The sequence below is a fragment of the Hyphomicrobiales bacterium genome (genome assembly GCA_002869065.1).
Lineage (GTDB): Bacteria > Pseudomonadota > Alphaproteobacteria > Rhizobiales > Rhodobiaceae > Rhodobium.
The window spans coordinates 657,874-684,513 of sequence record PKTR01000001.1 but is presented as its reverse complement, the minus strand read 5'-3'; the positions used below and the strand labels follow the sequence as shown (position 1 = coordinate 684,513).

Genomic DNA, 26,640 nt, shown 5'->3' with positions numbered 1-26,640 from the left:
GTTTTTGCCTTCGTTTTAGCGGCTCAGGTCCTCGGTGCAGCAGAACACTTCGTAGATCGCGTTGATAATTGTCCGCGTTTCGTCGCCGGCAAGGCTGTAATAAATCGTCTTGCCCTCGCGCCGCGTCGTGACCAGCCGGTCCATGCGCAGGCGAGCGAGCTGCTGCGACACCGTCGGCTGGCGCAGTTCGAGGATTTCTTCCAGTTCCGTCACCGATTTTTCGCCGTCGGCGAGGAAGCAGAGAATCAGAAGGCGGCTCTCGTGAGAAAGCGCTTTCAGGAAGTCCGTTGCCTCGCGCGCATTCGTCATGATGCGGCGCAGTTTCGGCGTAATGACCTGCTCTTTGAGCGCGGTTTCGGTCACGGTTCTTCTCCAAAACAAAAGGCAGGCCACGCCGGGTGGTGCAGCCTCTTCAAAAAAGACCAACCGATCGGCACGGACGGCAATCGGCTGTCACTTTACTCTTTTTCATGGCCACCGCGAAATGGTGGGCGGCGGCAATGGGGTTTTCAGGCGACGCCGGTTTGGGAGAACCCGGGTCAGCCTGAGGCAGTCATACTGCCGCAACGGTTACAGAATCAACCGTCAACACGCCTTCTTGGCTAACGTTGCCGGGTCGAGTTTCTCGAGCAATTCGCCGAGCAGGAACCAGAAGAACTCATCGCCGGGGTAGCCGCGAATCCGGCCAACCTCGCGCCCTTCGTCGACCAGGACGAAGGTTGGGGTCAGGCCGCCATGGGCGATTCCGGAAAGGTCCCCGGGCATCGGCTGGGTGATGTCGACGCGGCGCAGCGGCGCGATGCAGCTTTCCCTGGTTTTCGGGTAGATCGGGCCGATGTCCTGATGCCAGCGTTTGCACCACCAGCATCCGTCGCGCTCAAACATGACGAGCTCTGCTGCGCGGGCCGGCAGGGCGAGCGCTGAAACCATCATCGCTGCGGCAATCAGGTGTCGTATCATCGGCGAGGCTCGCTCACGTCATTGCTATCCAAAAGTAGTGTCATGCTATAGCCGAACAGGTTATGAAATGCGAGAAACGCACCCTGGGGAGGGGGCCGCGATCGGTATCGTCCGGACGAGGCCAAGTGCAAAAGGAACGACGGAATGGGATTTGACGTCAGCTATCTCGGGGCATTTTTCGGCGGTCTGATCGCCTTCGTGTCGCCCTGTGTTCTGCCGATTGTGCCGCTGTATCTGTGTTACGTCGCGGGTGTGTCGCTCGACGAGCTGACGACCAACGAGGACGTCAAGGTTTCGCGCAAGAAGGTGTTCCTTTCGGTGCTCCTTTTCGTGCTCGGTTTCTCGACGATCTTCACGCTGATGGGGGCGACGGCCACCGCGCTCGGCCAGATGATTCAGGCCTATCGCGGCATGTTCGAGATGATCGCCGGCATCATCATCATCGTGATGGGCCTGCACTTCCTCGGCATTTTCCGCATCGGGTTTCTCGCCAAGGAAGCGCGCCTCAACGTCAATACGGGGCAGGCGACCTATGTCGGTGCCTATCTCGTCGGTCTCGCCTTCGGTTTCGCCTGGTCGCCCTGCGTCGGTCCGGTTCTGGCGACGATCCTCAACCTGGCCGCAACGAAGGATTCTGTCTGGGAAGGGGTGCTGTTACTTGCGCTGTTCTCGGCGGGCCTCGGTATTCCGTTCATCCTGTCGGGTTGGTTCACCAACTACTTCCTCGGCATGATGAAGGGTCTGCGCCGGCATATGGGAATCATCGAGAAGGTCGTCGGCGCCTTCCTGATCATCGTCGGCATCCTGTTCCTCACCGGCGATTTCTTCCAGTGGAGCGCCGAGGCAGGTGCCTGGATGCTGGAGACCTTCCCGGGGATTCAGCAGTTCGAAGAAAAGATGCTCGGGATCTTCGGCGGCGAATAGTCCGTCCGAACAGGCCTGAAACAACAAAACCGGCCTCCTATGGGGGCCGGTTTTTCGTTGGGCTGGCGCAGCTTGATCGGGCTTCCCGCTACGCCCGTGCGAGCGGTGTCTCAGCCGAAGCGGAAGAAGATCAGTCGATCGAAGGATTTCAGCTCGATCAGCAGCCTGTAGAGAAGGTTGCCGTTTTCGGTGTTCGCGGCTTCGGGGATGCGCGCCAGGCTGGCGTCGGCACCATCGAACAGGCGGCGGAACTCGTCATTGCCGCGCATCGCTTGCGGCGCCATCGCGTCGCATTTTTTCAGCACATAGGCGTAGACGGCACCCTTGGCGATGACGTCGGCCGCGACGGTGCGATCGGTCAGGTCGGGCGGTGTCGTCTTGTGCACGAACAACGCGTCCATCGCCTTTCCAGCGTCGGCGATGCAGTCGCCCATGCGATAAAAACCGCTGGCGCGACGCATGCCTCCGATCGACGTCGGAATGGGGGCGAGTGCTTTCGCCGCCGCTTTGGCGTCGTCGGTGTCGATGGCGTTCAGTGCGGCCTTGATCGCCGTGCCGGTATCAGCGATTGTCGATGCGAAAAGCGGATTGTCCACGAAGCTCTCCGGCGGGGTCTTTTCGAATCGTTCGCGCAGCGCCGACCAGGTCTCGGCCATGTCCTCCAGCTGCAGGGCGGCGAGATCGACGTTGCCGGTCCTCAGATAGCTTGCGGCTTCCCGGTAGCTGGCGAAAGCGGCTTCGATGCCATCGAGAAAGTCACCGGTTTCACCGCTATGGGCGGGAGCCGCCGCTAGTATGGCGGAGCCGAACACGAGGGCGGCGAGCGTTGGTAATTTCATGACTGGCGTTCCTCGTTTGGCGATAAATTTGGTCTTGGGGCTTGCGTCCTGCGACATAATATATCAGTGTTTTAACATATGAGAACAAACGACCGGAAAAAATGGCGGTAAGCCGAAACCGGTTCCGTGAGGGGGAAACGAGTGATCACGCGCCGTGAGGCAGTGCTCGGCTCAATGGCTTTTTCGCTGTTTTCTGCGCCATCTCTATGGGCCGCGGAAATCGAGCCGCCGACACTTACCGAAGATGGTCTGCATCGTCAGCCATGGTTCCTGGAGAGTTTCCTGGAACTGGCCGACGATTTGAGCACGGCTGCGGATGCCGGAAAACGGTTCGCGATCATGTGGGAGCTGAAAGGCTGCCCATACTGCAAAGAAACGCATTTCGTAAATTTTGCCGACGCGGAGATCAATCGCTTCGTGCGCGAGAACTTCGACGTGCTGCAGCTCAACATCATCGGGTCCAAGCGGGTCACGGATTTCGACGGCGAGGTCCTGTCGGAAAAGGACCTGGCGCGGAAATACGGCATCCGTTTCACGCCGACGTTCCAGTTTTTTCCGGAAAGCGCGGACGGACTGGCGGACAAGGCGGCGGGCGATCGGGAGGTCACGCGGGCGGCAGGGTACCTCAAGCCGCCGCACTTCCTGGCGATGTTCAGGTACGTACAAGAAAAAGCGTATGAGGCGGAGAGCTTCCGAAAATATGTCAGACGAGCGCGTAGTTAAGAATATTCGAAAATACGCAAAGATAAAAAACACGTGATTGTCTGGATTTCGGAACGTGAGATAAGTATAAGGGCGGACCAAATTTGAACGGCACGCTGCGGAGCGGCGCAGCAGGATCGGCAACAATCGTGAAAACACGAGGAAATCAGAGGGGATAGGAAAGCGCCGATGAAATCTACATGGAAAACACTTGTCGCGGCCGGGGTGATGGCTTTCGGTGCGATGTCGGGTGCCAATGCGGCCTACGAAGTCGTCGATCATGGCATCGCAAAGCCGCACACCGAGCAGGCGGGCAATGCGGACGAAGGTCGCAAGATCATGGTCAACCGCAAATTGGGCAACTGTCTTGCCTGTCATGCGGTGTCCGTGCTCCAGGACCAGCCGTTCCACTGCGAGGTCGGCCCGGCGCTCAACGGTGTTGCCGAGCGTTACAGCGAAGAGCAGCTTCGTCTCATCGTCACTGACGCAAAGCAGATCTTCGAAGGCACGGTGATGCCGTCCTTCATGAAGACGTCCGGTTTCATCCGGGTGCGCGAAGATCTCGAAGGCAAGTCGATCCTGACCCCGCAGCAGGTCGAGGACGTGATCGCCTTCCTGAAAACCCTCAAGTAGGCGTGCATTTGCACGGCACTGAACGACTTCTCAAAGAGGAGAGATATCTCATGACCACTTTCACGCGACGTCAGGCGCTTCTGCTGGGCGCCGGTGCGGCTTCGCTGGCGATGATCGGCTCGGTTCCGGTCGTTTTTGCCGAAGGCAAGGCTGACGAAATGATCAAGGCGTTCACCGGCGGTGCCGAACCGGCGACCGGCAAGGTCACGCTCGACGCTCCGGAAATCGCCGAGAACGGCAACACTGTGCCGGTGTCGTTCACCGTCGACAGCCCGATGACTGCTGATGACCACGTGGCGGCCGTCATGGTTCTCGCCGAGGGCAATCCGAGCCCGGCGGTTGCGACCTTCAACTTCTCCGCCATGAGCGGTTCGGCGAACGCCTCGACCCGTATTCGTCTGGCCAAGACCCAGCGCGTCATCGCGATTGCGAAGATGAAGGACGGCTCGACGTACATGGATGCCAAGACCGTGAAGGTCACGATCGGCGGCTGCGGCGGCTAAACAGAACAACACAGAATTTTCAGAGGGAAACGCAAATGGCAGACGGAAAGCCGCGTATCAAGGTGCCGAAGAAGGCTTCCAAGGGTGAGGTGATCACGATCAAGACGCTGATCAGCCACAAGATGGAGTCCGGCCAGCGCAAGAACAAGGACGGTTCGCCGATCCCGCGCAAGATCATCAACAAGTTCACGTGCGAGTTCAACGGCACCCCGGTGTTCTCGGCGGATCTGGACCCGGCGGTTTCGGCGAATCCGTACATCGAATTCTCCGTCAAGGTCGAAGAGTCCGGTACCTTCAAGTTCAGCTGGGTGGACGACGATGGAACGGTCTACTCCAAAGAGCAGGCGATCGAAGTCAACTGAGAAAGCCGTTAGCGAAAGGCCCTCGATCGCAAGCGCTGCATCGAGGGGGGAGGAGCGCACACAATGAATGATAAAAAAACCAATCGGACTTTCTGGGGCGTGACGGCTCTTGCGGCTGCCGGCATCATTGCGGGTGCCGTTACGGTCGCCCAGGCTGCCCACGACGAAAAGCGCATGCCGGGTCTGCCGAGCATCGAGGGCCACGGCCCGATCACCACGCATACGAAGTCGCCGAAGGGGCATCCGCTCGACGAAGTGATTTCGGGCTTCGAATACCGCACCCGCGAGACCCAGGCTCTGGAGCTGGACGACTTCCAGAACCCGGGTATGCTGGCGGTGGAACAGGGCGAAGAACTCTGGTCGAAGTTTGACGGCGACGCGGGCAAGTCCTGCGAGTCGTGCCACGGTGACGCTTCGGAGAGCATGAAGGGCGTCGGTGCCGCCATGCCGAAGTGGAACGAGGGTGCCGGCAAGCCGGTGAATCTGGAAATGCAGATCAATCTCTGCCGTACGGAGCGGATGGGTGCCAAGCCCTACAAGTTCAACTCCGGCGATCAGAAGGCGATGGTGACCTATGTGCGGCATCAGTCGCGCGGCATGCCGGTCACGCTCGACCTGGAAAAGGGCGAGATGCAGAAGTGGTGGGATCAGGGTAAGGACATCTACTACACCCGCTACGGCCAGCTCGAACTGTCATGCGCAAGCTGTCATGAGATCAACTACGGCAAGTACATTCGTGCCGACCATCTCAGCCAGGGCCAGATCAACGGCTTCCCGACCTATCGGTTGAAGAGCCAGGGTATCGTGCTGACCCATGCCCGCTTCAAGGGCTGCGTCCGCGACACCCGCGCGGTTCCGTTCAAGCCGATGTCGGACGAGCTTCTGGCGCTTGAGGTCTACGTTGCCTGGCGCGGCACCGGTCTCTCGGTCGAGACGCCGGCGGTTCGCCAGTAGAACAACGGTACGGGAACCGGCTGGGGATTTCTCAGCCGGTTTCACATTTCAGGCTGCGGGCGCTATGCGGCGGCCGCAGCCTTCTTTTTCCCCGGTTTTGGCCGGCATATCGGGTGGCGCGCGCGGGGTCTACCGCTGACGGCGCAGCCGCCGAAACGATGACGCAAATTACGGAGTATGCGCATGCTGATGGGAACCTCCCGGCGTGAGTTTCTGCAGATTGCCATGGCGACCGCAGCCCTGACGGGCGCGAGCAGTGGTATGCCCTGGGCGCGGCTGATGGCGCAGCAGGCTCTGACCGAAAAGGATGTCTTTTCGTTCGATCCGATGGGCAATGTGACGCTGGTTCACATGACGGACCTGCACGCGCAGCTCAAGCCGGTGTATTTCCGCGAGCCGTCGATCAATCTCGGCGTTGGTGAGGTTTCCGGCCTGCCGCCGCACCTGACGGGCAAGGACTTCCTCGAGAAGTACGGCATTGCGGCAGGCACGCCGGCGGCCTACGCGCTGACCAGCGAGGATTTCGTCTCGCTCGCCAGGTCCTATGGCCGCATGGGCGGCATGGACCGCGTCGCGACCGTGCTGAAGAACATTCGCGCCGAGCGCGGCGAGGACAAGGTTCTGTTCCTCGACGGTGGCGACACATGGCAGGGCAGCTACACCTCGCTGCAGACCAATGGCGCCGATGTCGTCGAGGTCATGAATGCGCTGAAGCCGGATGCGATGACCGCGCACTGGGAATTCACCTTCGGTTCCGATCGGGTCAAGGAAATCGTTGAAAGTCTCGACTTCGCGTTCCTTTGCGGCAATGTCCGCGACACGGAATGGGACGAGCCGGCGTTTGAATCGACCGCTTTCTTCGAAAAGGGTGGCGTCAAGGTCGCCGTCATCGGTCAGGCCTTCCCGTATACGCCGATCGCCAATCCACGCTGGATGTTCCCGGAGTGGTCGTTCGGTATCCGCGAGGAAGACGTCCAGAAGAACATCGACGAGGCGCGCGCCGCCGGTGCCGCGGTGGTTGTTCTGCTGTCGCACAATGGCTTCGACGTCGACCGCAAGCTCGCCTCGCGGGTCACCGGGCTCGATGTCATCCTGACCGGCCATACGCACGATGCGTTGCCGGACATGGTCAAGGTCGGCAATACGCTGCTGGTCGCTTCAGGGTCGAACGGCAAGTTCGTGTCGCGCCTCGATCTCGATGTGCGTGACGGCGAGGTGAAGGATTTCCGCTACAAGCTGATCCCGATCTTCTCCGACATCATCCAGCCGGACCCCGAAATCGCGTCGATGATCGACCGGTTGCGCGCGCCTTACGAGAGCGAACTCAACCGGGTTCTCGGCAAGACCGAGTCCCTGCTTTACCGGCGTGGCAATTTCAACGGCACGTTCGACGATCTGATCTGTCAGGCGCTGCTGTCGGAGCGCGACGCGCAGATCGCGCTGTCGCCGGGCTTCCGTTGGGGCACATCGCTGCTACCGGGTCAGGACGTCACGATCGACGATCTGTTCACCGCGACCGGCATGTCGTATCCGGAGGCTTATCGCTCGACCATGAACGGCAAGCTCATCAAGGATATTCTTGAGGACGTTGCCGACAATCTGTTCAACCCGGACCCCTACTACCAGCAAGGCGGCGATATGGTTCGCGTCGGCGGCCTCGGCTACACGATCGATCCGAAGAAGGCGATCGGCTCGCGCATCTCCGAGATGACGCTGCTGGCGACCGGGGAAACCATCGATCCGGGCAAGGACTACGTGGTTTCCGGCTGGGCGAGCGTCAACGAAGGCACCGAGGGGCCGCCGATCTGGGATGTCGTCGAGTCCCATATCGGCAAGGAAGGGACCGTCAAGCTCGAGGAAAACCGCAGCGTCAAGGTCGTCGGTATGTAGTTGCCGGATGACTTGCGGAACGGATCAGGGCGCCCTTTTGGGCGCCCTTTGTGTTTGGGCGAAGTGCGAGTGATGTCAGCCGCGCGAGCGCGCCACGTTACCGAACAAGTTGCGGATGCGGCGGATGATGTCCTTGGGCAAAGTTCCGAGCAGCAGCCCCGTCATGATCAGCACGAAGCCTGCGAAGTGGAACGGACGCAGGGTTTCGCCGAGAAACAGGACGGCCATCATGACGCCGTAGGGTGGTAGCAGATACATGAACATTCCGGTGATCGCCGGGCCCACGACCTTGATGCCGTACTGGAAACACGAGAATGCGAGCACCGAGGAGAAGATCACGATGCCGGCGATCGAAGACCAGGAGCCGGCGTCGGTCGGGAAAGTGCCGACCTCGATGCTCTCCCAGATCATGAAGGGAAACAGTGTCGCCGCGCCGGCCGCCGCGATGACGGCAAACATCGACAGGGTCGGGACGCTGCTAAACTCGCCGCGCTTCAAGAGCACCGAATAGGCCGCCCAGGAGATCGCAGCGATTGCGAAGATGATATCGCCGACATTGAAGCGCAAGCCGAGCAGGGTATCGAGATCGCCCTTCACCACGATCATGACGACGCCGACCAGCGCCGTCACGATGCCGAGCGCTTCGCGCGGCGAAATCCGGCGGCCGCGGAACGCCCATTCCAGAAGGACGATGAGAACCGGCGAGGAGGTATAGATCAGCGTGCCATTGGTTGCGGTGGTGTAGCGCAGGGCGAAATACACCAGCGCGCCGCAGATCCACATGCTGAGCAGGCCAAGCATGACGATCATCGTCCAGTTATCGCGAAACACCTGTCGGTGCTCGATGATGCCGCGCCAGGCAAATGGCAGCAGCACTAAAAAGGCAAGCGTCCAGCGTAGCGTCGCCAACGTCCAGGGTTCGACCGTCGAAATCGCGACCCGCCCGAAAATCAGGTTGGACGAGAAGAACAGCGGCATCAGGAACAGGACACCATAGGCAAACGCATGGGAGCGGCCGGAATCGGGCATCGGGGCAGGATCTCGTGTCTCGGGAACCGGGAAACGGCCCCGGCGTCAGCGCGCAACCCTAGGGGAAGGCGAGGGAGAGAACAATTGCGCCGTGTGCATGGTCGCCCGTGATTACGGCATGGGTACCGGCTGGCCGGAGAACAGGGCCGGCTGACAGGCGGCGCCTTTCGCTCCGACCTTGGCGCACAGCACGATCGCATCGGCGGCATTGATGAACGGACCGGCGATCAGGCGGACCTCCAGCGTTCCGTCCTTTTCGCTGATCCCGGCGCGCGGTTCGAGCGCGTCGCGCAAATCCGGATGCTCGGCGGCGAACGCGTCCCAATGCTTGCGCAGGGCAGCCATTGTCGCGAAACCGCCAAGGTCGATGCCGAACTCGGAGCGGGACAGCGCGGCGTCGGCTGTCCCGGGTGCTGCTTGCGAGGAGGGTGCAGGCACAGTCTGCGCGGCGGCCTGTTGTTGTGCTGCAGTCTGCGGTTTCGCACGCGGCAGGGCCTTGCCGGCCGTGCGATCACCCGGTGCCGGTTTCGGCTCGGCGTCGATCGGAGGCAGCGGTTCGTCGATGCGCAGCTTGGCAGGTTTCGCGGGTTGTTCGCCGTTGCGCCGAGCAATGCTGCCGGCATTCGGCGACGGCATCGTTGCCTGTTCGTTGGTGCGGTCCACGCGGCGAATGGCGGTCTGCGGCTGGCGCGTCGGAGCCGGTTCGGTGCGCGCGCTCTTCGGGATTGAGCCGGTGATCGTGGTGTCGGGTTTCAGGTCCGGTGCAGCGGCAACGGTCTCGTCGGGTGTTCTTTGGCTTGCAAGTTCCCGCATTGCCGGCGCGTTCGGGTCGAGCGGACGCGACTGGACGACGACGGGCAGCGGTTTGCGGTCGGCCTCCGCCGTCACACGGCTTGGCGGCAGCGGCTGACCGGCCATGGGCGCTGCCAATGCGGTGAGTTGCGTTCGCGTGTTCTCGACATTTTGGCCGATGCTGGCGATCCGGTTTTCCAGTTCGGAGATCCGGGAGGTGAGGGCTGCATTGGCCTCGCGGGCAACCGATTCCGAACGGCGCAGGGCCACGAGGTCGCGCTTCAGCGCGGACATATCCTCGGTCAGAAGACGCTCCATCGCCGAGGGCTTCTTCATACCGCCGGGGGCACCGTAGACGCCGATCTTGCCGTTGCCGTCGATGCTGCCGGTGATTTCCACCGAACCCGCGTCCGGCAGGCGGTTGCGCGTGCCGGCCTGTCCGGCGTCGCCGAATTGCCAGGCCGCGGCGGCAAACAGGAACGCGACGACGGCCGAGAATCCCCAGCCGGCGAGCGCCAGCCCGTCGGGACCGCGTTCTTCGTCCGCCAACATTTGCTGCAATATGCTGCGCTTCGCCGCCACGCGCTTGTTCCCCCAATCGGGAGCGAATCTCTTAATGGGTTCTGTAATCATGTGACCCGGAAATGAGATTCGCAGCAAGCCTTGTGGCGGCAAAGAGCGCAATGACGCCGTATTTCCTGCGGATGACGGCGTGGTTTGCCTGCCGACTTGACGTTGCGGTCCTCACATGGCCACCTGCGCCGGCGCCTTGATTGGCCGCGAACTGCCGTTTTTCGAAGGGTCACACCATGTCCGAACGCTCGTGCCTTGTTGTCGTTCTTGCCGCCGGCGAGGGGACGCGGATGAAGTCTGCACTGCCGAAGGTCATGCATGGCATTGGTGGGCGGGCGATGGTCGGCCATGTGATCGCCGCCGCGCAGCAAGCGGGCGCAGAGCGGCTCGCGGTCGTCGTCGGTCCGAATATGGAAAAAGTCGCGGACCTCGTCGCCAAGGCAGCTCCCGGCGCGGAGACGGCGGTGCAGACCGAACGGCACGGAACGGCACATGCGGTTCTGGCCGCGCGGGCGTCGCTCGAACGTGCCGCCGACGACGTGCTGGTTTTGTACGGCGATACGCCTCTGGTTCGGCCTGAAACACTCAACAAGGTTCGGTCGCGTCTGGCTGCTGGCGCCGATGTCGTGGTGCTCGGCTTCGAGAGCGAGGCGCCGACCGGCTATGGGCGCCTGCTGCGCGAGGGCGACCGTCTCGTTGCGATCCGCGAGGAAAAGGATGCCAGCGACGAGGAGCGCAAGGTGACCCTCTGTAATTCCGGCATCATGGGTTTCCGTGGCGCGCAACTCTTGTCGCTGCTCGAAGCGATCGGCAACGACAACGCCAAGGGTGAGTTCTATCTGACCGATGCGGTCGAGATTGCCAATGCGCGTGGCCTTTCGGTGGTGGCGGAAATCGGTGATGGAGAAGAGGTGCTCGGCGTCAATGACCGTGCACAGCTCGCGCAATGCGAGGCGATCTTCCAGCGGCGCATGCGCGAGGCGGCGATGCGCGAGGGCGTCACGCTGGTGGCGCCGGAGACGGTGTTCTTTTCCTACGACACGGCGCTTGGCCGCGATGTGATCGTCGAGCCGAATGTGGTGTTCGGTCCAGGCGTCAGCGTCGCGGATGCGGCGCACATCAAGGCGTTCTCGCATCTTGAGGGGGCGAGCGTTGCGGGTCGTGCCGATATCGGGCCCTATGCCCGCCTGCGTCCGGGCGCGAATATCGCCGAAGGCGCACGGGTCGGCAACTTCGTCGAGATCAAGAACGCGAATGTGGAAGAAGGCGCAAAGGTCAATCATCTGACCTATATCGGCGATGCGCGCGTCGGCGCGGGCGCCAATGTCGGCGCCGGCACGATCACCTGCAATTATGACGGCTTCGGCAAGTTCCACACCGATATCGGCGCCGACAGCTTCATCGGCTCGAATTCGGCGCTCGTCGCGCCGGTCTCCATTGGCGACGGTGCCTACATCGGATCCGGCAGCGTGATCACCGACGACGTGCCGCCGGATGCGCTCGCGGTCGGACGTGGAAAGCAGGCGACAAAGCCCGGCTGGGCAGCGGATTTCCGGGAACGCCGGTCTGCAGAAACCGGCAAGCCGATCAAGAAACGAGATTGAAACGGTTGACGGTTAAGGTGGCCGTGCCTGCCAAAGCGCCGCTGCCTCCCGGACGGTCTTCGCAAAGAAACGACATCAAGTGTGATTTCGGTTCCTTCCGTTCTTCGGGCTATGCAGGACGCGGCTGACGGGTTGCGGGTGCGTTGAACGAAGAGGGACGAAGGTATGTGCGGAATCGTCGGTATTCTCGGAAATGAGCCGGTTGCCCCGTTGCTGGTCGATGCCTTGAAGCGGCTCGAATACCGGGGCTACGACTCGGCCGGCGTTGCGACGCTGGAAGGCGGGCATATCGAACGGCTTCGCGCCCAGGGCAAGCTGCGCAATCTGGAAAAGCGGCTGACGGAAAGCCCGCGTGCCGGGCATGAGGGCATCGGCCACACCCGCTGGGCGACACACGGCGCACCGACCGAACGCAATGCGCATCCTCACGCGACGCCGCGGGTTGCCGTCGTTCACAATGGCATCATCGAGAATTTCCGTGCCCTGCGTGAAGATCTCAAGGCGCAAGGTATCGCGTTCGATACCGACACCGACACCTAGGTCGTGCCGCGGCTCGTCACGGCCGCCATGGACCGGGGCCTTTCGCCGAAGGAGGCCGTTGCCGAGTCCCTTGGCAAGCTTGAGGGCGCGTTCGCGCTCGCCTTCCTGTTTTCCGGCGAAGACAATCTGTTGATCGCCGCCCGGCGCGGCAGCCCGCTTGCTGTCGGCTATGGCGACGGTGAGATGTATATCGGCTCGGACGCCATCGCGCTCGCGCCCTTCACCGACAAAATCACCTATCTGGAAGACGGCGACTGGGCCGTGGTGACGCGGACCTCCGTCGAGATCTTCGACGAGAGCGGTGCGCCGGTCGAGCGCCCGATCCAGCAATCCTCGACGACCGCGATGATGGTCGACAAGGGCAATCACCGGCATTTCATGGCAAAGGAAATCCATGAGCAGCCGGAGGTGATCGGTCATACGATCGCGCGCTATATCGACCTCAACGAGGAAGCGACGCGGTTGCCGGACGATCTTCCGTTCGATTTCGCCAAGCTGAGCCGTGTGTCGATTTCGGCTTGTGGCACAGCGTTTTATGCTGGTCTCATCGCCAAATACTGGTTCGAGCGTTTCGCGCGGCTGCCGGTAGACATCGATATCGCCTCGGAGTTCCGCTACCGGGAAATGCCGATGGAAGAGGGCGGTCTAGCGCTGTTCATTTCGCAGTCAGGCGAGACGGCCGACACGCTGGCGAGCTTGCGCTACTGCCGGCAGGAAAACCAGCACATCGCCTCCATCGTCAACGTCGCGGAGTCGACCATTGCGCGGGAATCCGATGTGGTGTTCCCGACGCTCGCCGGGCCGGAAATCGGAGTCGCCTCGACCAAGGCGTTCACGGCTCAGCTCTCGGTACTCGCTGCCCTGGCTGTCGCGGCCGGCGTCAAACGCGGCCACCTCAACCGTGACGATGAGCGCAAGCTCGTTCGTGCGCTTGCCGAAATGCCGCGCTTCGCACTCGAGGTGCTGAAGCTCGAGCATCAGATCGAAGGGCTTGCCAAGACCCTCTCGAAGGCCACCGACATTCTCTATCTTGGTCGTGGCACCAGCTATCCGCTCGCCATGGAAGGCGCGCTGAAGCTGAAGGAAATCTCCTATATCCACGCAGAGGGCTACGCCGCGGGTGAGCTGAAGCATGGGCCGATCGCGCTAATCGACGAGACCATGCCGGTGATCGTGATCGCGCCGTACGACCGGGTTTTCGACAAGACCGTGTCGAACATGCAGGAAGTGGCCGCGCGGGGCGGGCGGATCATTCTCATCACCGATCCGAAGGGGGCGGATGCCGCTGCCGTCGAAACGCTGCAGACCATCGTGTTGCCTGAAATGCCGGCGACGATCACGCCGATGGTCTACGCCATCCCCGTGCAGTTGCTCGCCTATTACACCGCCGTCTTCATGGGGACGGATGTGGATCAGCCGCGCAATCTCGCCAAATCGGTAACGGTGGAATAGGGCGACCCAACGCCAAATTCACTTCGTTAGACGATGCGGTGCGATTGTGACTTGCGCATGATGCGGTGCAACGGGATAACGGGGTCGGCGGTGTGGCTCACCCTGCAACATTCATCGGTGGCGACGAACGATGATCCTGAAAGTGACTGATCCCGACCCGAATGAGAAGGGCCGCACATCTCCTGTGCGCCTGAGTGCGGCCGCGCGCCTGCGCAACTATTTCCTGACCGGGTTGATCATTGCCGGCCCGATCGGCATCACCGTCTACCTGACCTGGTCGCTCATCAAATGGATCGACAGCTGGGTCAAGCCGTTCATTCCCTCTGTCTACAATCCCGAGACCTATCTGCCGTTCGCGGTTCCTGGTATGGGATTGATCGTCGCGATCCTGGCGCTGATCCTGCTTGGTTTTCTGACCGCGAATATCGCCGGCCGATCAATTGTATCGTTCGGCGAGATGATGCTCGACCGTATGCCGTTCGTGCGCAATCTCTATCGCGGCTTGAAGCAGATCTTCGAGACGGTCCTGTCCGCACGGGGCACGAGCTTCCAGAAGGCAGCCCTGATCGAGTATCCGCGGCGCGGCCTCTGGGCGATCGTATTCATGGCGGTGAAAACCAAGGGAGAGGTCGCCGACAAGGTTCCGCAGGATCATGACCTCGTCAGTGTGTTCCTGCCGACGACGCCGAACCCGACATCCGGTTTCCTGCTTTTTGTACCGCGCAAGGACATTATCGAGCTCGATATGTCGGTCGAGGACGCCGCCAAGCTGGTGATTTCGGCCGGTCTCGTGACGCCGGAATACCAGCAGAAGGCCAATGAGCTGGCGGAAGAAGCAAAGGCTGCTTCGGGCAAGGCAGATGCGGCGACGGGGTCCGACGCGCCGACTGTCTGAGGATCTTCCGCCGAACCAAAGCCACGTTCTACGGGTACCGCGATTTCCTTGCGCATTTGCAGAAGGACGCGTTCTCGCACGGGTCCCCGATGCTGCCTGAAACCGGTTTTCCGGATCTACGGAAACCGTCCATTAAGGTTGATCGGCGACGATAGCCGGCAATGAGGGAGCGTCGTTTCAGTCCCGCCCTGTGTACGAGTATCGCGTAAGACAATGGCTACCAGACAGCGCCGGAAAACCTTTGCCCGCCGACTGATCATGCCGACGGTGACCGCCGCCTTTTTGGGCTATTTCGCCTACCACGCGTTCCACGGTGAATACGGACTTCTGGCGCAGGCGCGGCTGGAAGGAGAGAAGGCTGCGCTCCAGGGCGAGCTTGACCGGCTGGCCGGTGAACGTGCGGCGCTTTCTTCCCGGGTCTCTATGTTGCGCCCGGAAAGCCTCGACGCCGACATGCTGGACGAGCTGGCGCGGGCCAATCTCAGCTACACAAAGCCGGGTGATCTGGTCCTCTATATGCCTGCCGGCCAACGTTGAGTTTAATCTGAATTCAGTTGAATTTTTGATTAATCGTAATTCAGTTAAGTTAGAAATATAATGTAAAATCAGTATGTTATTATAATTATCACATCTTTGTGTAAGCCCGTTTGATCTTTGTGGTTCCGGATTCCTGTTGTATCTTTCGCGTCAGTTCGGCGGAACGGAGGCGAAAGACGCATGGCCACACCGAAGGGCAAATCCGGCGCTAAACCGGCAACCAAATCGACCACGCGCTCCAGAAGCACGCGGAAATCGGAGCCGGCACCGAAGGTGACCAAACCGGCAACCTTCTCTCAGGATGAGGAACTCGCGGCCTATCGCGAAATGCTGATGATCCGGCGTTTCGAGGAAAAGGCCGGCCAGATGTATGGCATGGGCCTCATCGGCGGTTTCTGTCACCTCTATATCGGCCAGGAAGCGGTCGTCGTCGGCATGCAGATGGCGATTGGCGAGGGTGATCAGGTGATCACCGGTTATCGCGATCACGGCCATATGCTCGTTTGCGGCATGGACCCGAAAGGCGTGATGGCGGAATTGACCGGCCGGCGTGGTGGTTATTCGCGCGGCAAGGGTGGCTCTATGCACATGTTCTCCGCCGAGAAGAACTTCTACGGCGGTCACGGTATCGTCGGCGCGCAGGTCTCGCTCGGTACCGGGCTCGCCTTTGCCAACCGCTACCGGAAGAACCAGCACGTCGCTCTTGCCTATTTCGGCGACGGTGCGGCCAATCAGGGCCAGGTCTACGAAAGCTTCAACATGGCGGCCCTGTGGAAGCTGCCGGTCATCTACATCATCGAGAACAACAAATACGCGATGGGGACGTCGGTCCATCGCTCCTCGGCGCAGACCGACTTTTCGCAGCGCGGCGTTTCGTTCTTGATCCCCGGCGAGCAGGTTGACGGCATGGATGTGCGCGCGGTGAAGGCCGCCGGCGACAAGGCGGTTGCCTGGTGCCGCGAGGGCAACGGGCCTTACATCCTTGAGATGCTGACCTATCGCTATCGCGGCCATTCAATGTCGGACCCGGCGAAATACCGCTCGAAGGAAGAGGTGCAGAAGATGCGCACCGAGCAGGACCCGATCGAGCAGGTCCGCGCGCGGCTTCTCGACAGCGGCTTTGCCGATGAGGCGAGCCTGAAGGACATCGACAAGGAAGTGCGGGCAATCGTGGCGGAAGCCGCCGAGTTCGCGCAGACCGACCCGGAGCCCGATCCGTCGGAGCTCTGGACCGATATCACGCGCTGAGGAGGGTGAGCGATGCCGATTGAAATTCTCATGCCCGCCCTCTCGCCGACCATGGAAGAGGGCACGCTCGCCAAATGGCTGAAGGCCGAGGGCGACGCGGTGACCGCCGGCGATGTGATCGCCGAAATCGAAACCGACAAGGCGACGATGGAAATCGAAGCCGTCGACGAGGGCACCATCGGGCGCATTCTGGTCGATGCCGGCACCGAAGGCGTCAAGGTCAATACGCCGATCGCGCTGCTTCTTGGCGAAGGCGAAAGTGCCGATGCACTCGATGCCGCGGCATCGGCTCCCGCACCGGCTCCGACCCCTGAGGCAGCACCTGCAGCTGAACCCGCTCCGGCGGAAGAACCTGCGGCGGCTGTGGCGCCATCGGTTCCGGCCAAGCCCGCGACCGATATCGCCGACGATCCGGAAGTTCCGGCCGGCACGGAAATGGCGCGCACGACCGTTCGCGAGGCGCTGCGCGATGCCATGGCCGAAGAGATGCGCCGCGACGGCGATGTCTTCGTCATGGGCGAGGAAGTCGCCGAGTATCAGGGCGCCTACAAGGTGACCCAGGGCCTGTTGCAGGAATTCGGCGCCGACCGCGTGGTCGATACGCCGATCACCGAACACGGCTTCACCGGCCTTGGCGTCGGCGCGGCTCTTGCCGGGCTCAAACCCATCGTCGAGTTCATGACCTTCAACTTCGCCATGCAGGCGATCGATCAGATCATCAATTCGGCGGCGAAGACGCTCTATATGTCGGGCGGCCAGATCCACAATTCGATTGTGTTCCGTGGCGCAAATGGCGCGGCGGCCCGCGTGGCGGCCCAGCACAGCCAGGACTATGCGGCGTGGTACGCGTAGATCCCGGGCCTGAAGGTGATCCAGCCGTGGTCGGCTGCGGACGCCAAGGGTCTCTTGAAGGCCGCGATCCGCGATCCGAACCCGGTCGTCTTTCTTGAAAACGAGATCCTTTACGGGCAGGCGTTCGACGTGCCGGTGATGGACGATTTCGTGCTGCCGATCGGCAAGGCGAAGATCGTGCGCGCAGGCACCGACGTCACCATCGTCTCGTGGGGCATCGGCATGACCTATGCGGTGAAGGCCGCGGAGGAACTCGCCGGCAAGGGCATCTCAGCGGAAGTCATCGACATGCGCACGCTGCGCCCGCTCGATATCGACACGGTGCTCGCCTCGGTCCGCAAGACCGGCCGCTGCGTCACCGTCGAAGAGGGCTGGCCGGTTGCTTCGGTGTCCTCGGAGATCGCCTTCAGGGTGCAGAGCGATGCCTTTGACTGGCTCGACGCGCCGGTGCTTCGTGTGACCGGCAAGGACGTGCCGATGCCTTACGCCGCCAATCTCGAAGTGTTGGCCAAGCCGTCCGTCGCCGAGGTGATCGAGGCGGTCAAAGCGGTCACCTACCGCTGACGCGGGCGGCGGCGATGCAGGATAGCAAGCGCGGCATCGGCGATCTTTCCTATGCCGGCTATATCCGGCTCGAAGCCGAGTGCGACGCGTCAGCCGAAATCGTCTGGGACTGCCTGGTCGACGGCGCACATCGGGCGGAATGGGGTCTGGAGCATCTGCAATTCGAGCATGCCAAGGGCGGCGCGCTCGAAGAGCGTTGGACGGATCGCGACGGGACAGAACAACAGGTCACCGGCGAGATGCTCTCGTTCGATCCGCCCCGGCAACTGATCGCGACGTGGGCGGAGCCGAACTGGGGCTTCGAGACGGTTCTGAATATCAGCCTTGCCGCGGAAACAAGCGGTACCCGCATTCACCTCGTCCATTCGGGATGGGACAGAGCGGGCGACGAGCAGAAAAGATTGATGCGCGCCCACACTGCCGGATGGACGCAGCATTTGCGAAATTTGCGTGCCTATGCCGAAGCGCGGGCAGGCGCCCAAGATACTGACGGGAGTTGAGACATGCCCATCGAAATTCTGATGCCCGCCCTGTCGCCGACCATGGAGTCCGGCAATCTGGCCAAATGGCTGGTGAAGGAGGGCGATACGGTGTCGTCTGGCGACGTGATCGCCGAGATCGAGACCGACAAGGCGACGATGGAAGTCGAGGCGGTCGATGAAGGAACTGTCGGCAAGCTCGTCGTTGCCGAGGGCAGCACCGATGTTCCCGTCAATCAGGTGATCGCGCTGCTGCTGGAAGAGGGCGAGGATGCCTTGGCGCTGGAAGGTGCCGGCAGCGCGCCGAAGCCGGCTCCTGCTGCTGCAAAGAAGGAAGGCGACCTGGGCGTCGAACCCGATACCGGCTCCGTCGGCCCGAGCCCGGTGACGGGCAACCCGGCCGATGTCAACGGCAAGGGTGCGCAGGGCGACCGGGTGTTTGCCTCGCCGCTTGCCCGCCGCATCGCCAAGGACAAGGGTATCGACATTTCTCGCCTCACCGGCAGCGGTCCGAAGGGGCGTATCGTCAAGCGCGATGTCGACGCCGTTGGCGAGTTCGCCGGCCATCCGGATACGAAGCCGAAGGTTTCTGCGGCAGCACCGGCTGCTGCGCCCGCGCCGGCGGCCGCACCGAAAGCGGCGCCGCAACCCTCGATGTCTGATGCCGCGATCCGGCAGATATTCGCTGAAGGCTCGTTCGAGGAAGTGACGCATGATTCCATGCGCAAGGTCATCGCGCGGCGTCTGACGGAATCGAAATCGACCATTCCGCATTTCTATCTGACCGTCGATTGCGATCTCGATGCGCTGCTTGCCCTGCGCCAGCAGATCAACGCCGCCGCGCCGACAGACAAGGATGGCAAGCCGGCCTACAAGGTCTCGGTCAACGACATGATCATCAAGGCGCAGGCGCTCGCGCTGAAGGCGGTGCCGGATGCCAACGCGACCTGGACCGAAACGGCGATGTTGAAGCACAAGAGTGCCGATGTCGGCGTTGCCGTCGCCATTCCGGGCGGGCTGATCACGCCGGTGGTTCGCGATGCCGACAAGAAGACGTTGTCGACGATTGCCAACGAGATGAAGGACTTCGCCAAGCGCGCCCGCGAGCGCAAGCTGATGCCGGAAGAGTATCAGGGCGGCTCCACCGCGATTTCCAATCTCGGCATGTTCGGCATCAAGGACTTTTCCGCCGTCATCAACCCGCCGCACGCGACGATCCTCGCGGTCGGTACGGGCGAGCAGCGGCCGGTGGTCAAGGATGGCGAGCTGAAGATTGCGACCGTCATGACAGTGACGCTGTCGACCGACCATCGCGCCGTCGACGGGGCGCTCGGCGCGGAACTCATCGGCGCCTTCAAGCGGCTGATCGAAAACCCGATGGCGATGCTGGTCTGAGCAGCGCCGGCTTACGCGGTTTGATGTTTTGCGCGGCCCGGCTTTGCCGGTGACAGGCGCACAATTTCCGGACAATGAGGAAAGCCATGTCCACTTCCTATGATGTCATTGTCATCGGCGCCGGCCCCGGCGGTTATGTCACGGCGATCCGCGCCGCACAGCTCGGGCTGAAGACGGCGATCGTCGAGGCGAAACACCTCGGCGGCATCTGCCTCAACTGGGGCTGCATCCCGACCAAGGCGCTGCTGCGGTCCGCTGAGATCTACACGCATATGCAGCACGCCAAGGAATATGGCCTGTCGGTCGAGGGCGCCGGGTTCGATTTGGCGGCCATCGTCAAGCGTTCGCGCGGCGTCTCTTCGCGGCTCAACACCGGCGTCGGCTTCCTGTTGAAGAAGAACAAGGTCGACGTGATCTGGGGCCGGGCGAAGCTGACCGCAGCCGGTGCGATCTCGGTCGAGGCGGCGGACGGCGCGCCGAAGGGTGCGCTCGGCGGCGGAGCCTATCAGGCGAAGCACATCATTCTGGCGACCGGTGCGCGCCCGCGCACGCTGCCCGGTCTGGAGCCGGACGGCAAGCTGGTCTGGACCTATTTCGAGGCGATGGTGCCGGAGGCTCTGCCGAAATCAATGCTGGTCGTCGGGTCCGGCGCGATCGGTATTGAGTTTGCGTCGTTCTACAACGCCTTTGGCGTCGACGTCACGGTCGTCGAGGTGATGGACCGGGTGTTGCCGGTCGAGGATGCGGAGATCTCGGCGCTCGCTAAGAAGGGCCTCGAAAAGGCCGGTCTCAAGATCCATCTGGAAACCAAGGTCGAGAAGCTCGACCGGAAGGCCGACAGCGTGACGGCGACGCTCACCGACAAGGCCGGCAAGTCGACGGAGCTGACCGTCGACCGGGTGATTTCGGCGGTCGGTGTCGTCGGCAACGTCGAGAACCTCGGCCTTGAAGCGCTTGGCGTGAAGACCGAGCGCGGCTGTGTCGTTATCGACGAGTACGGCCGCTCGAACGTGCCGGGCGTCTATGCCATCGGCGACGTCGCCGGCCCGCCGATGCTCGCGCACAAGGGCGAGCATGAGGGCATCATCTGCGTTGAGGCCATCGCCGGTCTGAAGCCGCATCCGATGGACAAGCTGAAAATCCCGGCCTGCACCTATTGCCAGCCGCAGGTCGCCTCCGTCGGTCTGACGGAGGGAAAGGCGAAGGAGGCGGGCCATGAGGTTCGCGTCGGGCGTTTCCCGTTCGTCGGCAATGGCAAGGCGATCGCGCTCGGCGAGCCGGATGGCCTGATCAAGACCGTGTTCGATGCCAAGACCGGCCAGCTTCTCGGTGCGCACATGATAGGCGCCGAAGTGACCGAGCTGATCCAGGGCTACGCGGTTGCGATGAACCTCGAGACCACTGAAGAAGAATTGATGCACACGGTCTTCCCGCATCCGACTTTGTCGGAAATGATGCATGAGAGCGTTCTCGACGCATACGGGCGCGCCATCCATATCTGAGCGCGGTTCGGCGACGGGTTCGAACCAACGCAACACAATGCCTGAAGCATGCATGTGATGATGGCTTCTCGCTTGTTTTAGCGGAGGAACTAGAATGGTTCATTGGTTCGGAAATCTCGCAGGACCGGCCGTCCGAACGGCCGGTTCGGGTGTCGTCGTTGCCCTCGCACTTTCGGGACTGGTTGCGACCGCGCCGGCCGCATTGGCAGAGCCATTTCCGGCGGAAGGTCTGATCTTGGTTGCCGGTGAGGCGCAATCGCCGATTGACGGAACCTGGCGGCTGCGCGGCAAGGGCACCGTGATCTCCATTCGCGGCAGCCGGAGCTTCGATGCAGATACCGGTCAGCCGCTCGGCCGCGATATTCGCCAATCGGGGCCGGCGAGCTTCAAGCTGTTCGATATCGCGTGTAACTGCCGCGCGACGATGAAGATCACCGCCGAGGGCACGCTGTCGGGCATCTCGCACTCGATTGTCGGCCCGGTTGGTTGGGAGTTGAAACCGCTCGATCTCGTCGATCCGGGGTGGTTCGACGAGACGGTCAGCAGCTACTGACACCTGATCGGCGCATGGCGATCCAAGTCCGCACGGTGCGGCACCCGGTTGCCTGACCTTGGCCGCAAATTCGGCTAGGATGACGCGGGGCCGAAGTTTTCGAGCGAAAGGGACAAGCCATGGATGGTCGTTCACTCATTATCTGGATCGTCATCGGTGTGGTCGCCGGCTGGCTGGCAAGCTTCGTCGTCGGTGGCGGCGGTCTGATCCGCTATCTGATCTGGGGCCTCGTTGGCTCGTTCGTCGGCGGTTTTCTCGCCAAGCAGTTCAATATCAGCCTCAATCTCGGCAGCGTGATCCTTGAGCAGATCCTGATCTCGACGGCCGGCGCGATCATCGTCGTGCTGATTGCGCGCTTTATCGCCTGAGGCTCGCAGCGCGTTGGCGCCAGCTGCGGGGTTGGTTTGAAATCTCCGCATCATCGTCTAAATAGCCGCGTGGCGGGACTGTCCGCCGCCGGCCAACAAGAGACCCGAAACATGGTCACTCTGATCGACACGCTGAGTGAGCGCGACAAGCCGGAACGGCCGCGTCATCCGGAAAAGGCGCATAAGCCGGACAAGCCGGTCGCGCGCAAACCGGCCTGGATCCGCGTCAAGGCGCCGGGCTCGCCGGTGTTTCGTGAAACGACGTCGATCGTGCGCGACAACGGGCTCGTGACGGTGTGCGAAGAGGCCGGCTGCCCGAATATCGGAGAGTGCTGGTCGAAGAAGCACGCGTCTTTCATGATCATGGGCGAGACCTGCACGCGGGCCTGCGCCTTCTGCAACGTGCGCACCGGCATGCCGGATCCGCTCGACGCTGGCGAGCCGGAACGCATCGCGGCTGCTGTCGCGCAGATGGGGCTCGATCATGTGGTGATCACCTCGGTCGATCGCGACGACCTTGCCGACGGTGGCGCGGCGCATTTCGCCGCCGTCATCGGTGCGGTCCGCACCGCATCACCCGAGACGACCATCGAGGTTCTGACGCCGGACTTCCTGCGCAAGGATGGCGCGCTTGAAGTCGTCGTCGCGGCAAAGCCCGACGTCTTTAACCACAATCTCGAGACGGTGCCGTCGAACTATCTGACGGTGCGCCCGGGTGCGCGTTACTTCCATTCGATCCGGCTGTTGCAGCGGGTGAAGGAACTCGATCCGACGATGTTCACCAAGTCGGGCATCATGGTCGGGCTCGGCGAGGAGCGGAACGAGATCCTCCAGCTCATGGACGATCTGCGCAGCGCCGATGTCGACTTCCTCACCATCGGCCAGTACCTGCAGCCGACCCGCAAGCATCATCCGGTCGAATTCTTCGTCACGCCTGACGAGTTCAAGGCCTACGAGTCGATGGCCTATTCCAAGGGCTTCCTGATGGTGTCGGCAAGCCCGCTGACCCGGTCTTCGCATCATGCGGGCGATGATTTCCGCCGGCTGCGCGATGCACGCGCCAAGGCCAAAGGCTTTTAATCTCCAGGTACGTCATGGCCCGCTTCGAGACCAAGCATCGCGTTCAGCACAGCGCGGAAAATATGTTCGCGCTGGTCGCCGACGTGGAGCAGTATCCGCAGTTCGTGCCGCTCTGCCAATCGACAGCGGTTCGCGGGCGTAAGGACCTCGGCGACGGCAGCGAGATGATCGTTGCCGACATGACGGTCGCCTACAAGCTGGTGCGCGAAACCTTCACCAGCCGGGCGCATTTCGACCGGCCGAAGATGGAAATCAATGTCTCCTATCTCGACGGCCCGTTCCACCATCTAGACAATCGCTGGCGTTTCGACCCGGTCGATGATGCGACGTGCGACGTTCATTTCTACATCGATTACGAGTTTCGCTCGCGGCTGCTTGGCTCGCTGATGGGCACGATGTTCGGGCTGGTGTTCGGGAAATTCTCCGAGGCCTTCGAGAAACGTGCCGACCAGATCTATGGCAAGGGTGACGTGCTGGTGAAGAGCTGAAGGCCCGACCGGCTTATCCCTCGGATGCAATCCGCTCGATGAGCGCCAGCGCGTCTTCGACCGTGGCGAGGCGGATGCCCGTGCGTCCGAGATCGCCGTAGCGGCGTTCGAGGTGAACGGTCGGAAAGCCTTCGCGCGCTGCTGCCAGATGGACGAGGCCGACTGGCTTTTCCACGCTGCCACCGCCAGGGCCGGCAACGCCGGTGACAGCCACCGCGATCTGGGCGCGCGAATGGCCGAGCGCCCCTTCAGCCATCGCGCGGGCGACGGGTTCGCTCACCGCGCCATGGGTTTCGACGAGTTCACCCGGAACGCCGATGGATTCAGACTTCGCTTCGTTGGAATAGGTGATGAAACCGCGTTCGACGACGTCGGACGAACCGGCAATGGCGGTGAGCGTGCCGGCAATCAGGCCGCCGGTGCAGGATTCCGCAGTCGCGACCATCAGTCCCTTGCCGCGCAGCAGGGTGAGCAGGGCTTCGGCGCGGGGCAGGAGAGGCGTCAGATCGGTCACGGTCAATCCTCCAGAGGTAGGCGTACCGTCGCACTCGCCATCGCGGCAATGCCTTCACGGCGGCCGGTGAAGCCGAGCTTTTCCGTCGTCGTTGCCTTGACTGAAACCCGGTCGGCCGCGATGCCGCAAGTCTCGGCGATGCGGGCGCGCATTTCCTCGCGGTGTGGACCGATCTTCGGCGCCTCGCAGATCAGGGTGAGATCGAGATGAGCAACGATGCCGCCGCGCCGTGTCACTGAGGCGACCGCTTCCTTCAGGAACAGATCGGACGGCGCGCCTTTCCATTGCGGATCGGACGGCGGGAAGTGGCTGCCGATATCGCCTTCGCCGAGTGCGCCAAACAGAGCGTCGGTCAGCGCGTGCAGGCCGACATCGGCATCGGAGTGGCCGGCGAGTTTCGCCGTATGCGGTATCGCGACGCCGCCGAGCGTGACGGCGTCGCCGTCGGCAAAGGCGTGTACGTCGTAGCCGGTGCCGACACGAATGTCGGCAAGGCGCGTCCAGTCTTCCCGGCGCAGGCGTGTGTCGGCGGTCATCAAATCCTCGGCGGTGGTCAGCTTGGTGTTTTCGGTGTTGCCCTCGACCAGGCGCACGGTCAGGCCGGCCCATTCGGCGACGGCCGCATCATCGGTGAACTCATTCGCCGACTCCGTAGCGGCGCGCCGGTGTGCGGTGAGGATCTTGGCGAAGTCGAAGCCCTGCGGCGTCTGCGCCCCCCAAAGCCCCGCGCGCGGAATGGTCTCGGTGATCTCGGTGCCGCAGTCCAATTGACGCTTCAACGTGTCGACGACGGGCAGGGCGGCGATCGCGCCATCGGCTTCGGCAAGCGCATCGACCACGCGGTCGATTGTCTGTGCCGATACGAAAGGGCGGGCGGCGTCGTGAATCAACACGATATCGGGCGGGTCGCCGGCCAGTGCTTCGAGACCGGCAAGTACGGATGCCTGGCGGGTCGCACCGCCGAAGGCCGACTCGTGCGGTCCGCCGATAGCCGACACCGCATCGGCGAATGCATCTGCATCGTCGCGATGAATGACGGTCACGATACGCGTGACGCGTGGATGGTCACGAAAGCTGCACAATGTCCGGGCAATAACCGGTTTTCCCGCCAGGGTCCGGTATTGCTTCGGGCGGTCGTCAGCCGGGTCTGCGGCGCGCGATCCGCGGCCTCCGGCAACAATTATTGCGGCGACAAGGGGTTGGAAGATGTGCGTTTCTGACATATCGCCTATGACCGTGTTTTCAGGCCTCTTGTAACACGATGACCGCGATAACCAAGCGATGAGCTTTCGTGCACTACGACGTTATTCGCGTTGCGATGCGGCATCGAGTTGTCTAATATCTACGCAATGAATGACTCTGCTTATCCTGTAGGCAATTCGGTGTCCCAAGCTTGCACAGAAGGGTTTCGCGTCGGCGACGTCTCGCTCGCAAACCCCGTCTTCCTTGCGCCGATGGCCGGCATCACGGACCTGCCGTTCCGTCGCATCGCGGCGCGATTTGGCGTGGGTGCCGTCGTGTCGGAGATGGTCGCGAGCGGCGAGCTTGTCACCGGCCGGGCCGAAGCGCAGATGCGCATGGAGGGCGAGGGCATCTTTCCCCACATGGTGCAGCTTGCGGGCCGCGAAGCGCCCTGGCTTTCCGAAGCTGCCCGTATCGTCGAAGGCGCGGGCGCCGACATCATCGACATCAATATGGGCTGTCCGTCGAAGCGCGTGACCACCGGCTATGCAGGCGCGGCGCTGATGCGCGATCTCGATCAGGCGCTGGAGCTGATCGAGGCGGTGATTGGCGCCGTTTCGGTTCCGGTGACGGTCAAGATGCGGCTCGGTTGGGATGAAGGCTGCCTCAACGCCGCGGACCTGGCACGCCGCGCGCAGGACGCCGGCGTCAAAATGATCAGCGTGCACGGGCGCACCCGCAACCAGTTCTACAAGGGGAAGGCCGATTGGGACGCAATCGGCGCGGTGCGCGAAAGCGTTTCCATCCCTGTCATTGCCAATGGCGACTGCACCGGGTTCGACGAGGCCGATGCGATGCTCGCCGCTTCGGGCGCCGCCGGAATCATGATTGGGCGAGGCGCCTATGGCCGCCCCTGGTTTCCGGGGCATGTGGCGCACTACCTCGCCACCGGCGAACGCAAGGCCGAACCAACGGGCGCGGAATTGCTGGACCTCATTCACGAACACTACGACGCGGTTGTCACGCATTACGGCCTGCCGTTCGGCGTCCGCAACGCCCGCAAGCATCTTGGCTGGTACATGGATGGCTGGCCGCTCGACGACACAGGCGCGAAGGCGCTCAGGCGGACAATCCTGACGGAAACCGACCCGGAACGGGTCCACGATTATCTCGACCGTTGGTTCGAGAGCGAACGAAAGGTCGCGTGAATGGCAAGCGATATGGCC

General features: G+C 62.3%; 26 protein-coding genes and 2 pseudogenes. 21 read left to right on the top strand and 7 right to left on the bottom strand.

Annotation, left to right across the window (positions count from 1 at the left end; translation table 11 throughout):
* Positions 1–15: 15 nt before the first annotated feature.
* Together C0606_03010 and C0606_03005 are read right to left on the bottom strand one after the other, a co-directional pair.
* Positions 16–309 (bottom strand): transcriptional regulator, encoded by a 294-nt coding sequence (locus C0606_03010; protein PLX39683.1) that lies wholly within the window; start codon positions 307–309, stop codon positions 16–18.
* Between the two features lie 276 nt (positions 310–585).
* The gene (locus C0606_03005; protein PLX39492.1) at positions 586–960 is read right to left on the bottom strand and encodes a hypothetical protein; all 375 of its coding nucleotides are present in this window, start codon (positions 958–960) and stop codon (positions 586–588) included.
* 144 nt (positions 961–1,104) lie between these two features.
* Between C0606_03005 and C0606_03000 the strand changes: the two genes are divergently transcribed.
* Positions 1,105–1,884 carry a cytochrome C biogenesis protein gene (locus C0606_03000; protein ID PLX39491.1) on the top strand — a complete coding sequence of 260 codons (780 nt, stop codon included), beginning with the start codon at positions 1,105–1,107 and terminating at the stop codon, positions 1,882–1,884.
* 110 nt (positions 1,885–1,994) lie between these two features.
* Here C0606_03000 and C0606_02995 read toward each other — a convergent pair whose 3' ends face one another.
* Positions 1,995–2,723 carry a hypothetical protein gene (locus C0606_02995; protein ID PLX39490.1) on the bottom strand — a complete coding sequence of 243 codons (729 nt, stop codon included), beginning with the start codon at positions 2,721–2,723 and terminating at the stop codon, positions 1,995–1,997.
* A gap of 174 nt (positions 2,724–2,897) precedes the next feature.
* Here C0606_02995 and C0606_02990 point away from each other — a divergent pair, with 174 nt between their 5' ends.
* The 6 genes from C0606_02990 to soxB all read left to right on the top strand — a co-directional run bounded on the left by C0606_02990 (position 2,898) and on the right by soxB (position 7,767).
* Entirely contained in the window at positions 2,898–3,446 is a 549-nt protein-coding gene (locus tag C0606_02990) for a thioredoxin (protein PLX39682.1), read from the top strand.
* 168 nt (positions 3,447–3,614) lie between these two features.
* Complete coding sequence (gene soxX, locus C0606_02985; GenBank protein ID PLX39489.1) at positions 3,615–4,058, top strand: sulfur oxidation c-type cytochrome SoxX; 444 nt, start codon at positions 3,615–3,617, stop codon at positions 4,056–4,058.
* Between the two features lie 50 nt (positions 4,059–4,108).
* Positions 4,109–4,561 carry a thiosulfate oxidation carrier protein SoxY gene (gene soxY, locus C0606_02980; GenBank protein PLX39488.1) on the top strand — a complete coding sequence of 151 codons (453 nt, stop codon included), beginning with the start codon at positions 4,109–4,111 and terminating at the stop codon, positions 4,559–4,561.
* A gap of 35 nt (positions 4,562–4,596) precedes the next feature.
* Positions 4,597–4,923, top strand: a complete 327-nt coding sequence (gene soxZ, locus C0606_02975) for a thiosulfate oxidation carrier complex protein SoxZ (protein ID PLX39487.1) — start codon at positions 4,597–4,599, stop codon at positions 4,921–4,923.
* Between the two features lie 174 nt (positions 4,924–5,097).
* Positions 5,098–5,877, top strand: coding sequence for a sulfur oxidation c-type cytochrome SoxA (gene soxA / locus C0606_02970; protein PLX39681.1), 780 nt, complete (start codon positions 5,098–5,100; stop codon positions 5,875–5,877).
* A 189-nt stretch (positions 5,878–6,066) separates the two neighbouring features.
* A complete protein-coding gene (gene soxB, locus C0606_02965) occupies positions 6,067–7,767 on the top strand; it encodes a thiosulfohydrolase SoxB (GenBank protein PLX39680.1) in 1,701 nt (566 codons plus the stop codon).
* 75 nt (positions 7,768–7,842) lie between these two features.
* Here the strand turns inward: soxB and C0606_02960 are convergent, their stop codons facing one another.
* The gene (locus C0606_02960) at positions 7,843–8,745 is read right to left on the bottom strand and encodes an EamA/RhaT family transporter (protein ID PLX39679.1); all 903 of its coding nucleotides are present in this window, start codon (positions 8,743–8,745) and stop codon (positions 7,843–7,845) included.
* Positions 8,746–8,907: 162 nt separating this feature from the next.
* Positions 8,908–10,140 (bottom strand): hypothetical protein, encoded by a 1,233-nt coding sequence (locus C0606_02955; GenBank protein ID PLX39486.1) that lies wholly within the window; start codon positions 10,138–10,140, stop codon positions 8,908–8,910.
* 257 nt (positions 10,141–10,397) lie between these two features.
* Here C0606_02955 and glmU point away from each other — a divergent pair, with 257 nt between their 5' ends.
* The 13 genes and pseudogenes from glmU (at position 10,398) to C0606_02890 (ending at position 23,718) form a co-directional block, all read left to right on the top strand.
* Positions 10,398–11,765 (top strand): bifunctional N-acetylglucosamine-1-phosphate uridyltransferase/glucosamine-1-phosphate acetyltransferase, encoded by a 1,368-nt coding sequence (gene glmU, locus C0606_02950; GenBank protein ID PLX39485.1) that lies wholly within the window; start codon positions 10,398–10,400, stop codon positions 11,763–11,765.
* Between the two features lie 165 nt (positions 11,766–11,930).
* Positions 11,931–13,757, top strand: a pseudogene (gene glmS / locus C0606_02945) (glutamine--fructose-6-phosphate transaminase (isomerizing)).
* Between the two features lie 130 nt (positions 13,758–13,887).
* On the top strand, positions 13,888–14,652 hold the full coding sequence (locus tag C0606_02940) for a hypothetical protein (GenBank protein ID PLX39484.1): 765 nt from the start codon (positions 13,888–13,890) through the stop codon (positions 14,650–14,652).
* Between the two features lie 213 nt (positions 14,653–14,865).
* On the top strand, positions 14,866–15,189 hold the full coding sequence (locus C0606_02935) for a septum formation inhibitor (GenBank protein ID PLX39483.1): 324 nt from the start codon (positions 14,866–14,868) through the stop codon (positions 15,187–15,189).
* Between the two features lie 180 nt (positions 15,190–15,369).
* Positions 15,370–16,437 carry a pyruvate dehydrogenase (acetyl-transferring) E1 component subunit alpha gene (pdhA, locus tag C0606_02930; protein ID PLX39482.1) on the top strand — a complete coding sequence of 356 codons (1,068 nt, stop codon included), beginning with the start codon at positions 15,370–15,372 and terminating at the stop codon, positions 16,435–16,437.
* A 12-nt stretch (positions 16,438–16,449) separates the two neighbouring features.
* Positions 16,450–17,853 (top strand): annotated as a pseudogene (locus tag C0606_02925) (pyruvate dehydrogenase complex E1 component subunit beta).
* Between the two features lie 14 nt (positions 17,854–17,867).
* Complete coding sequence (locus C0606_02920; GenBank protein ID PLX39481.1) at positions 17,868–18,353, top strand: hypothetical protein; 486 nt, start codon at positions 17,868–17,870, stop codon at positions 18,351–18,353.
* 3 nt (positions 18,354–18,356) lie between these two features.
* Positions 18,357–19,727 (top strand): pyruvate dehydrogenase complex dihydrolipoamide acetyltransferase, encoded by a 1,371-nt coding sequence (locus tag C0606_02915; GenBank protein PLX39480.1) that lies wholly within the window; start codon positions 18,357–18,359, stop codon positions 19,725–19,727.
* Positions 19,728–19,813: 86 nt separating this feature from the next.
* On the top strand, positions 19,814–21,229 hold the full coding sequence (lpdA, locus tag C0606_02910; GenBank protein ID PLX39479.1) for a dihydrolipoyl dehydrogenase: 1,416 nt from the start codon (positions 19,814–19,816) through the stop codon (positions 21,227–21,229).
* Positions 21,230–21,323: 94 nt separating this feature from the next.
* A complete protein-coding gene (locus C0606_02905; GenBank protein PLX39478.1) occupies positions 21,324–21,782 on the top strand; it encodes a hypothetical protein in 459 nt (152 codons plus the stop codon).
* A gap of 119 nt (positions 21,783–21,901) precedes the next feature.
* On the top strand, positions 21,902–22,150 hold the full coding sequence (locus tag C0606_02900) for a GlsB/YeaQ/YmgE family stress response membrane protein (GenBank protein ID PLX39477.1): 249 nt from the start codon (positions 21,902–21,904) through the stop codon (positions 22,148–22,150).
* Positions 22,151–22,261: 111 nt separating this feature from the next.
* On the top strand, positions 22,262–23,230 hold the full coding sequence (lipA, locus tag C0606_02895; protein ID PLX39476.1) for a lipoyl synthase: 969 nt from the start codon (positions 22,262–22,264) through the stop codon (positions 23,228–23,230).
* 14 nt (positions 23,231–23,244) lie between these two features.
* Entirely contained in the window at positions 23,245–23,718 is a 474-nt protein-coding gene (locus C0606_02890) for a ubiquinone-binding protein (protein ID PLX39475.1), read from the top strand.
* A gap of 13 nt (positions 23,719–23,731) precedes the next feature.
* Here C0606_02890 and C0606_02885 read toward each other — a convergent pair whose 3' ends face one another.
* Both C0606_02885 and ispDF read right to left on the bottom strand, forming a co-directional pair.
* Positions 23,732–24,223, bottom strand: coding sequence for a damage-inducible protein CinA (locus tag C0606_02885; protein ID PLX39678.1), 492 nt, complete (start codon positions 24,221–24,223; stop codon positions 23,732–23,734).
* Positions 24,224–24,234: 11 nt separating this feature from the next.
* The gene (ispDF, locus tag C0606_02880) at positions 24,235–25,455 is read right to left on the bottom strand and encodes a bifunctional 2-C-methyl-D-erythritol 4-phosphate cytidylyltransferase/2-C-methyl-D-erythritol 2,4-cyclodiphosphate synthase (GenBank protein ID PLX39474.1); all 1,221 of its coding nucleotides are present in this window, start codon (positions 25,453–25,455) and stop codon (positions 24,235–24,237) included.
* A 126-nt stretch (positions 25,456–25,581) separates the two neighbouring features.
* On the opposite strand from ispDF, the gene C0606_02875 reads away from it, so the two are divergent.
* Positions 25,582–26,622 carry a tRNA dihydrouridine synthase DusB gene (locus tag C0606_02875; protein ID PLX39473.1) on the top strand — a complete coding sequence of 347 codons (1,041 nt, stop codon included), beginning with the start codon at positions 25,582–25,584 and terminating at the stop codon, positions 26,620–26,622.
* Positions 26,623–26,640: the final 18 nt, after the last annotated feature.

Coding starts and splice junctions, on each gene's coding strand:
- C0606_03010 (PLX39683.1), bottom strand. CDS start 309: ATGACGAATGCGCGCGAGGCAACGGACTTCCTGAAAGCGCTTTCTCAC.
- C0606_03005 (PLX39492.1), bottom strand. CDS start 960: ATGATACGACACCTGATTGCCGCAGCGATGATGGTTTCAGCGCTCGCC.
- C0606_03000 (PLX39491.1), top strand. CDS start 1,105: ATGGGATTTGACGTCAGCTATCTCGGGGCATTTTTCGGCGGTCTGATC.
- C0606_02995 (PLX39490.1), bottom strand. CDS start 2,723: ATGAAATTACCAACGCTCGCCGCCCTCGTGTTCGGCTCCGCCATACTA.
- C0606_02990 (PLX39682.1), top strand. CDS start 2,898: ATGGCTTTTTCGCTGTTTTCTGCGCCATCTCTATGGGCCGCGGAAATC.
- soxX (PLX39489.1), top strand. CDS start 3,615: ATGAAATCTACATGGAAAACACTTGTCGCGGCCGGGGTGATGGCTTTC.
- soxY (PLX39488.1), top strand. CDS start 4,109: ATGACCACTTTCACGCGACGTCAGGCGCTTCTGCTGGGCGCCGGTGCG.
- soxZ (PLX39487.1), top strand. CDS start 4,597: ATGGCAGACGGAAAGCCGCGTATCAAGGTGCCGAAGAAGGCTTCCAAG.
- soxA (PLX39681.1), top strand. CDS start 5,098: ATGCCGGGTCTGCCGAGCATCGAGGGCCACGGCCCGATCACCACGCAT.
- soxB (PLX39680.1), top strand. CDS start 6,067: ATGGGAACCTCCCGGCGTGAGTTTCTGCAGATTGCCATGGCGACCGCA.
- C0606_02960 (PLX39679.1), bottom strand. CDS start 8,745: ATGCCGCTGTTCTTCTCGTCCAACCTGATTTTCGGGCGGGTCGCGATT.
- C0606_02955 (PLX39486.1), bottom strand. CDS start 10,140: ATGTTGGCGGACGAAGAACGCGGTCCCGACGGGCTGGCGCTCGCCGGC.
- glmU (PLX39485.1), top strand. CDS start 10,398: ATGTCCGAACGCTCGTGCCTTGTTGTCGTTCTTGCCGCCGGCGAGGGG.
- C0606_02940 (PLX39484.1), top strand. CDS start 13,888: ATGATCCTGAAAGTGACTGATCCCGACCCGAATGAGAAGGGCCGCACA.
- C0606_02935 (PLX39483.1), top strand. CDS start 14,866: ATGGCTACCAGACAGCGCCGGAAAACCTTTGCCCGCCGACTGATCATG.
- pdhA (PLX39482.1), top strand. CDS start 15,370: ATGGCCACACCGAAGGGCAAATCCGGCGCTAAACCGGCAACCAAATCG.
- C0606_02920 (PLX39481.1), top strand. CDS start 17,868: ATGCAGGATAGCAAGCGCGGCATCGGCGATCTTTCCTATGCCGGCTAT.
- C0606_02915 (PLX39480.1), top strand. CDS start 18,357: ATGCCCATCGAAATTCTGATGCCCGCCCTGTCGCCGACCATGGAGTCC.
- lpdA (PLX39479.1), top strand. CDS start 19,814: ATGTCCACTTCCTATGATGTCATTGTCATCGGCGCCGGCCCCGGCGGT.
- C0606_02905 (PLX39478.1), top strand. CDS start 21,324: ATGGTTCATTGGTTCGGAAATCTCGCAGGACCGGCCGTCCGAACGGCC.
- C0606_02900 (PLX39477.1), top strand. CDS start 21,902: ATGGATGGTCGTTCACTCATTATCTGGATCGTCATCGGTGTGGTCGCC.
- lipA (PLX39476.1), top strand. CDS start 22,262: ATGGTCACTCTGATCGACACGCTGAGTGAGCGCGACAAGCCGGAACGG.
- C0606_02890 (PLX39475.1), top strand. CDS start 23,245: ATGGCCCGCTTCGAGACCAAGCATCGCGTTCAGCACAGCGCGGAAAAT.
- ispDF (PLX39474.1), bottom strand. CDS start 25,455: ATGTCAGAAACGCACATCTTCCAACCCCTTGTCGCCGCAATAATTGTT.
- C0606_02875 (PLX39473.1), top strand. CDS start 25,582: ATGAATGACTCTGCTTATCCTGTAGGCAATTCGGTGTCCCAAGCTTGC.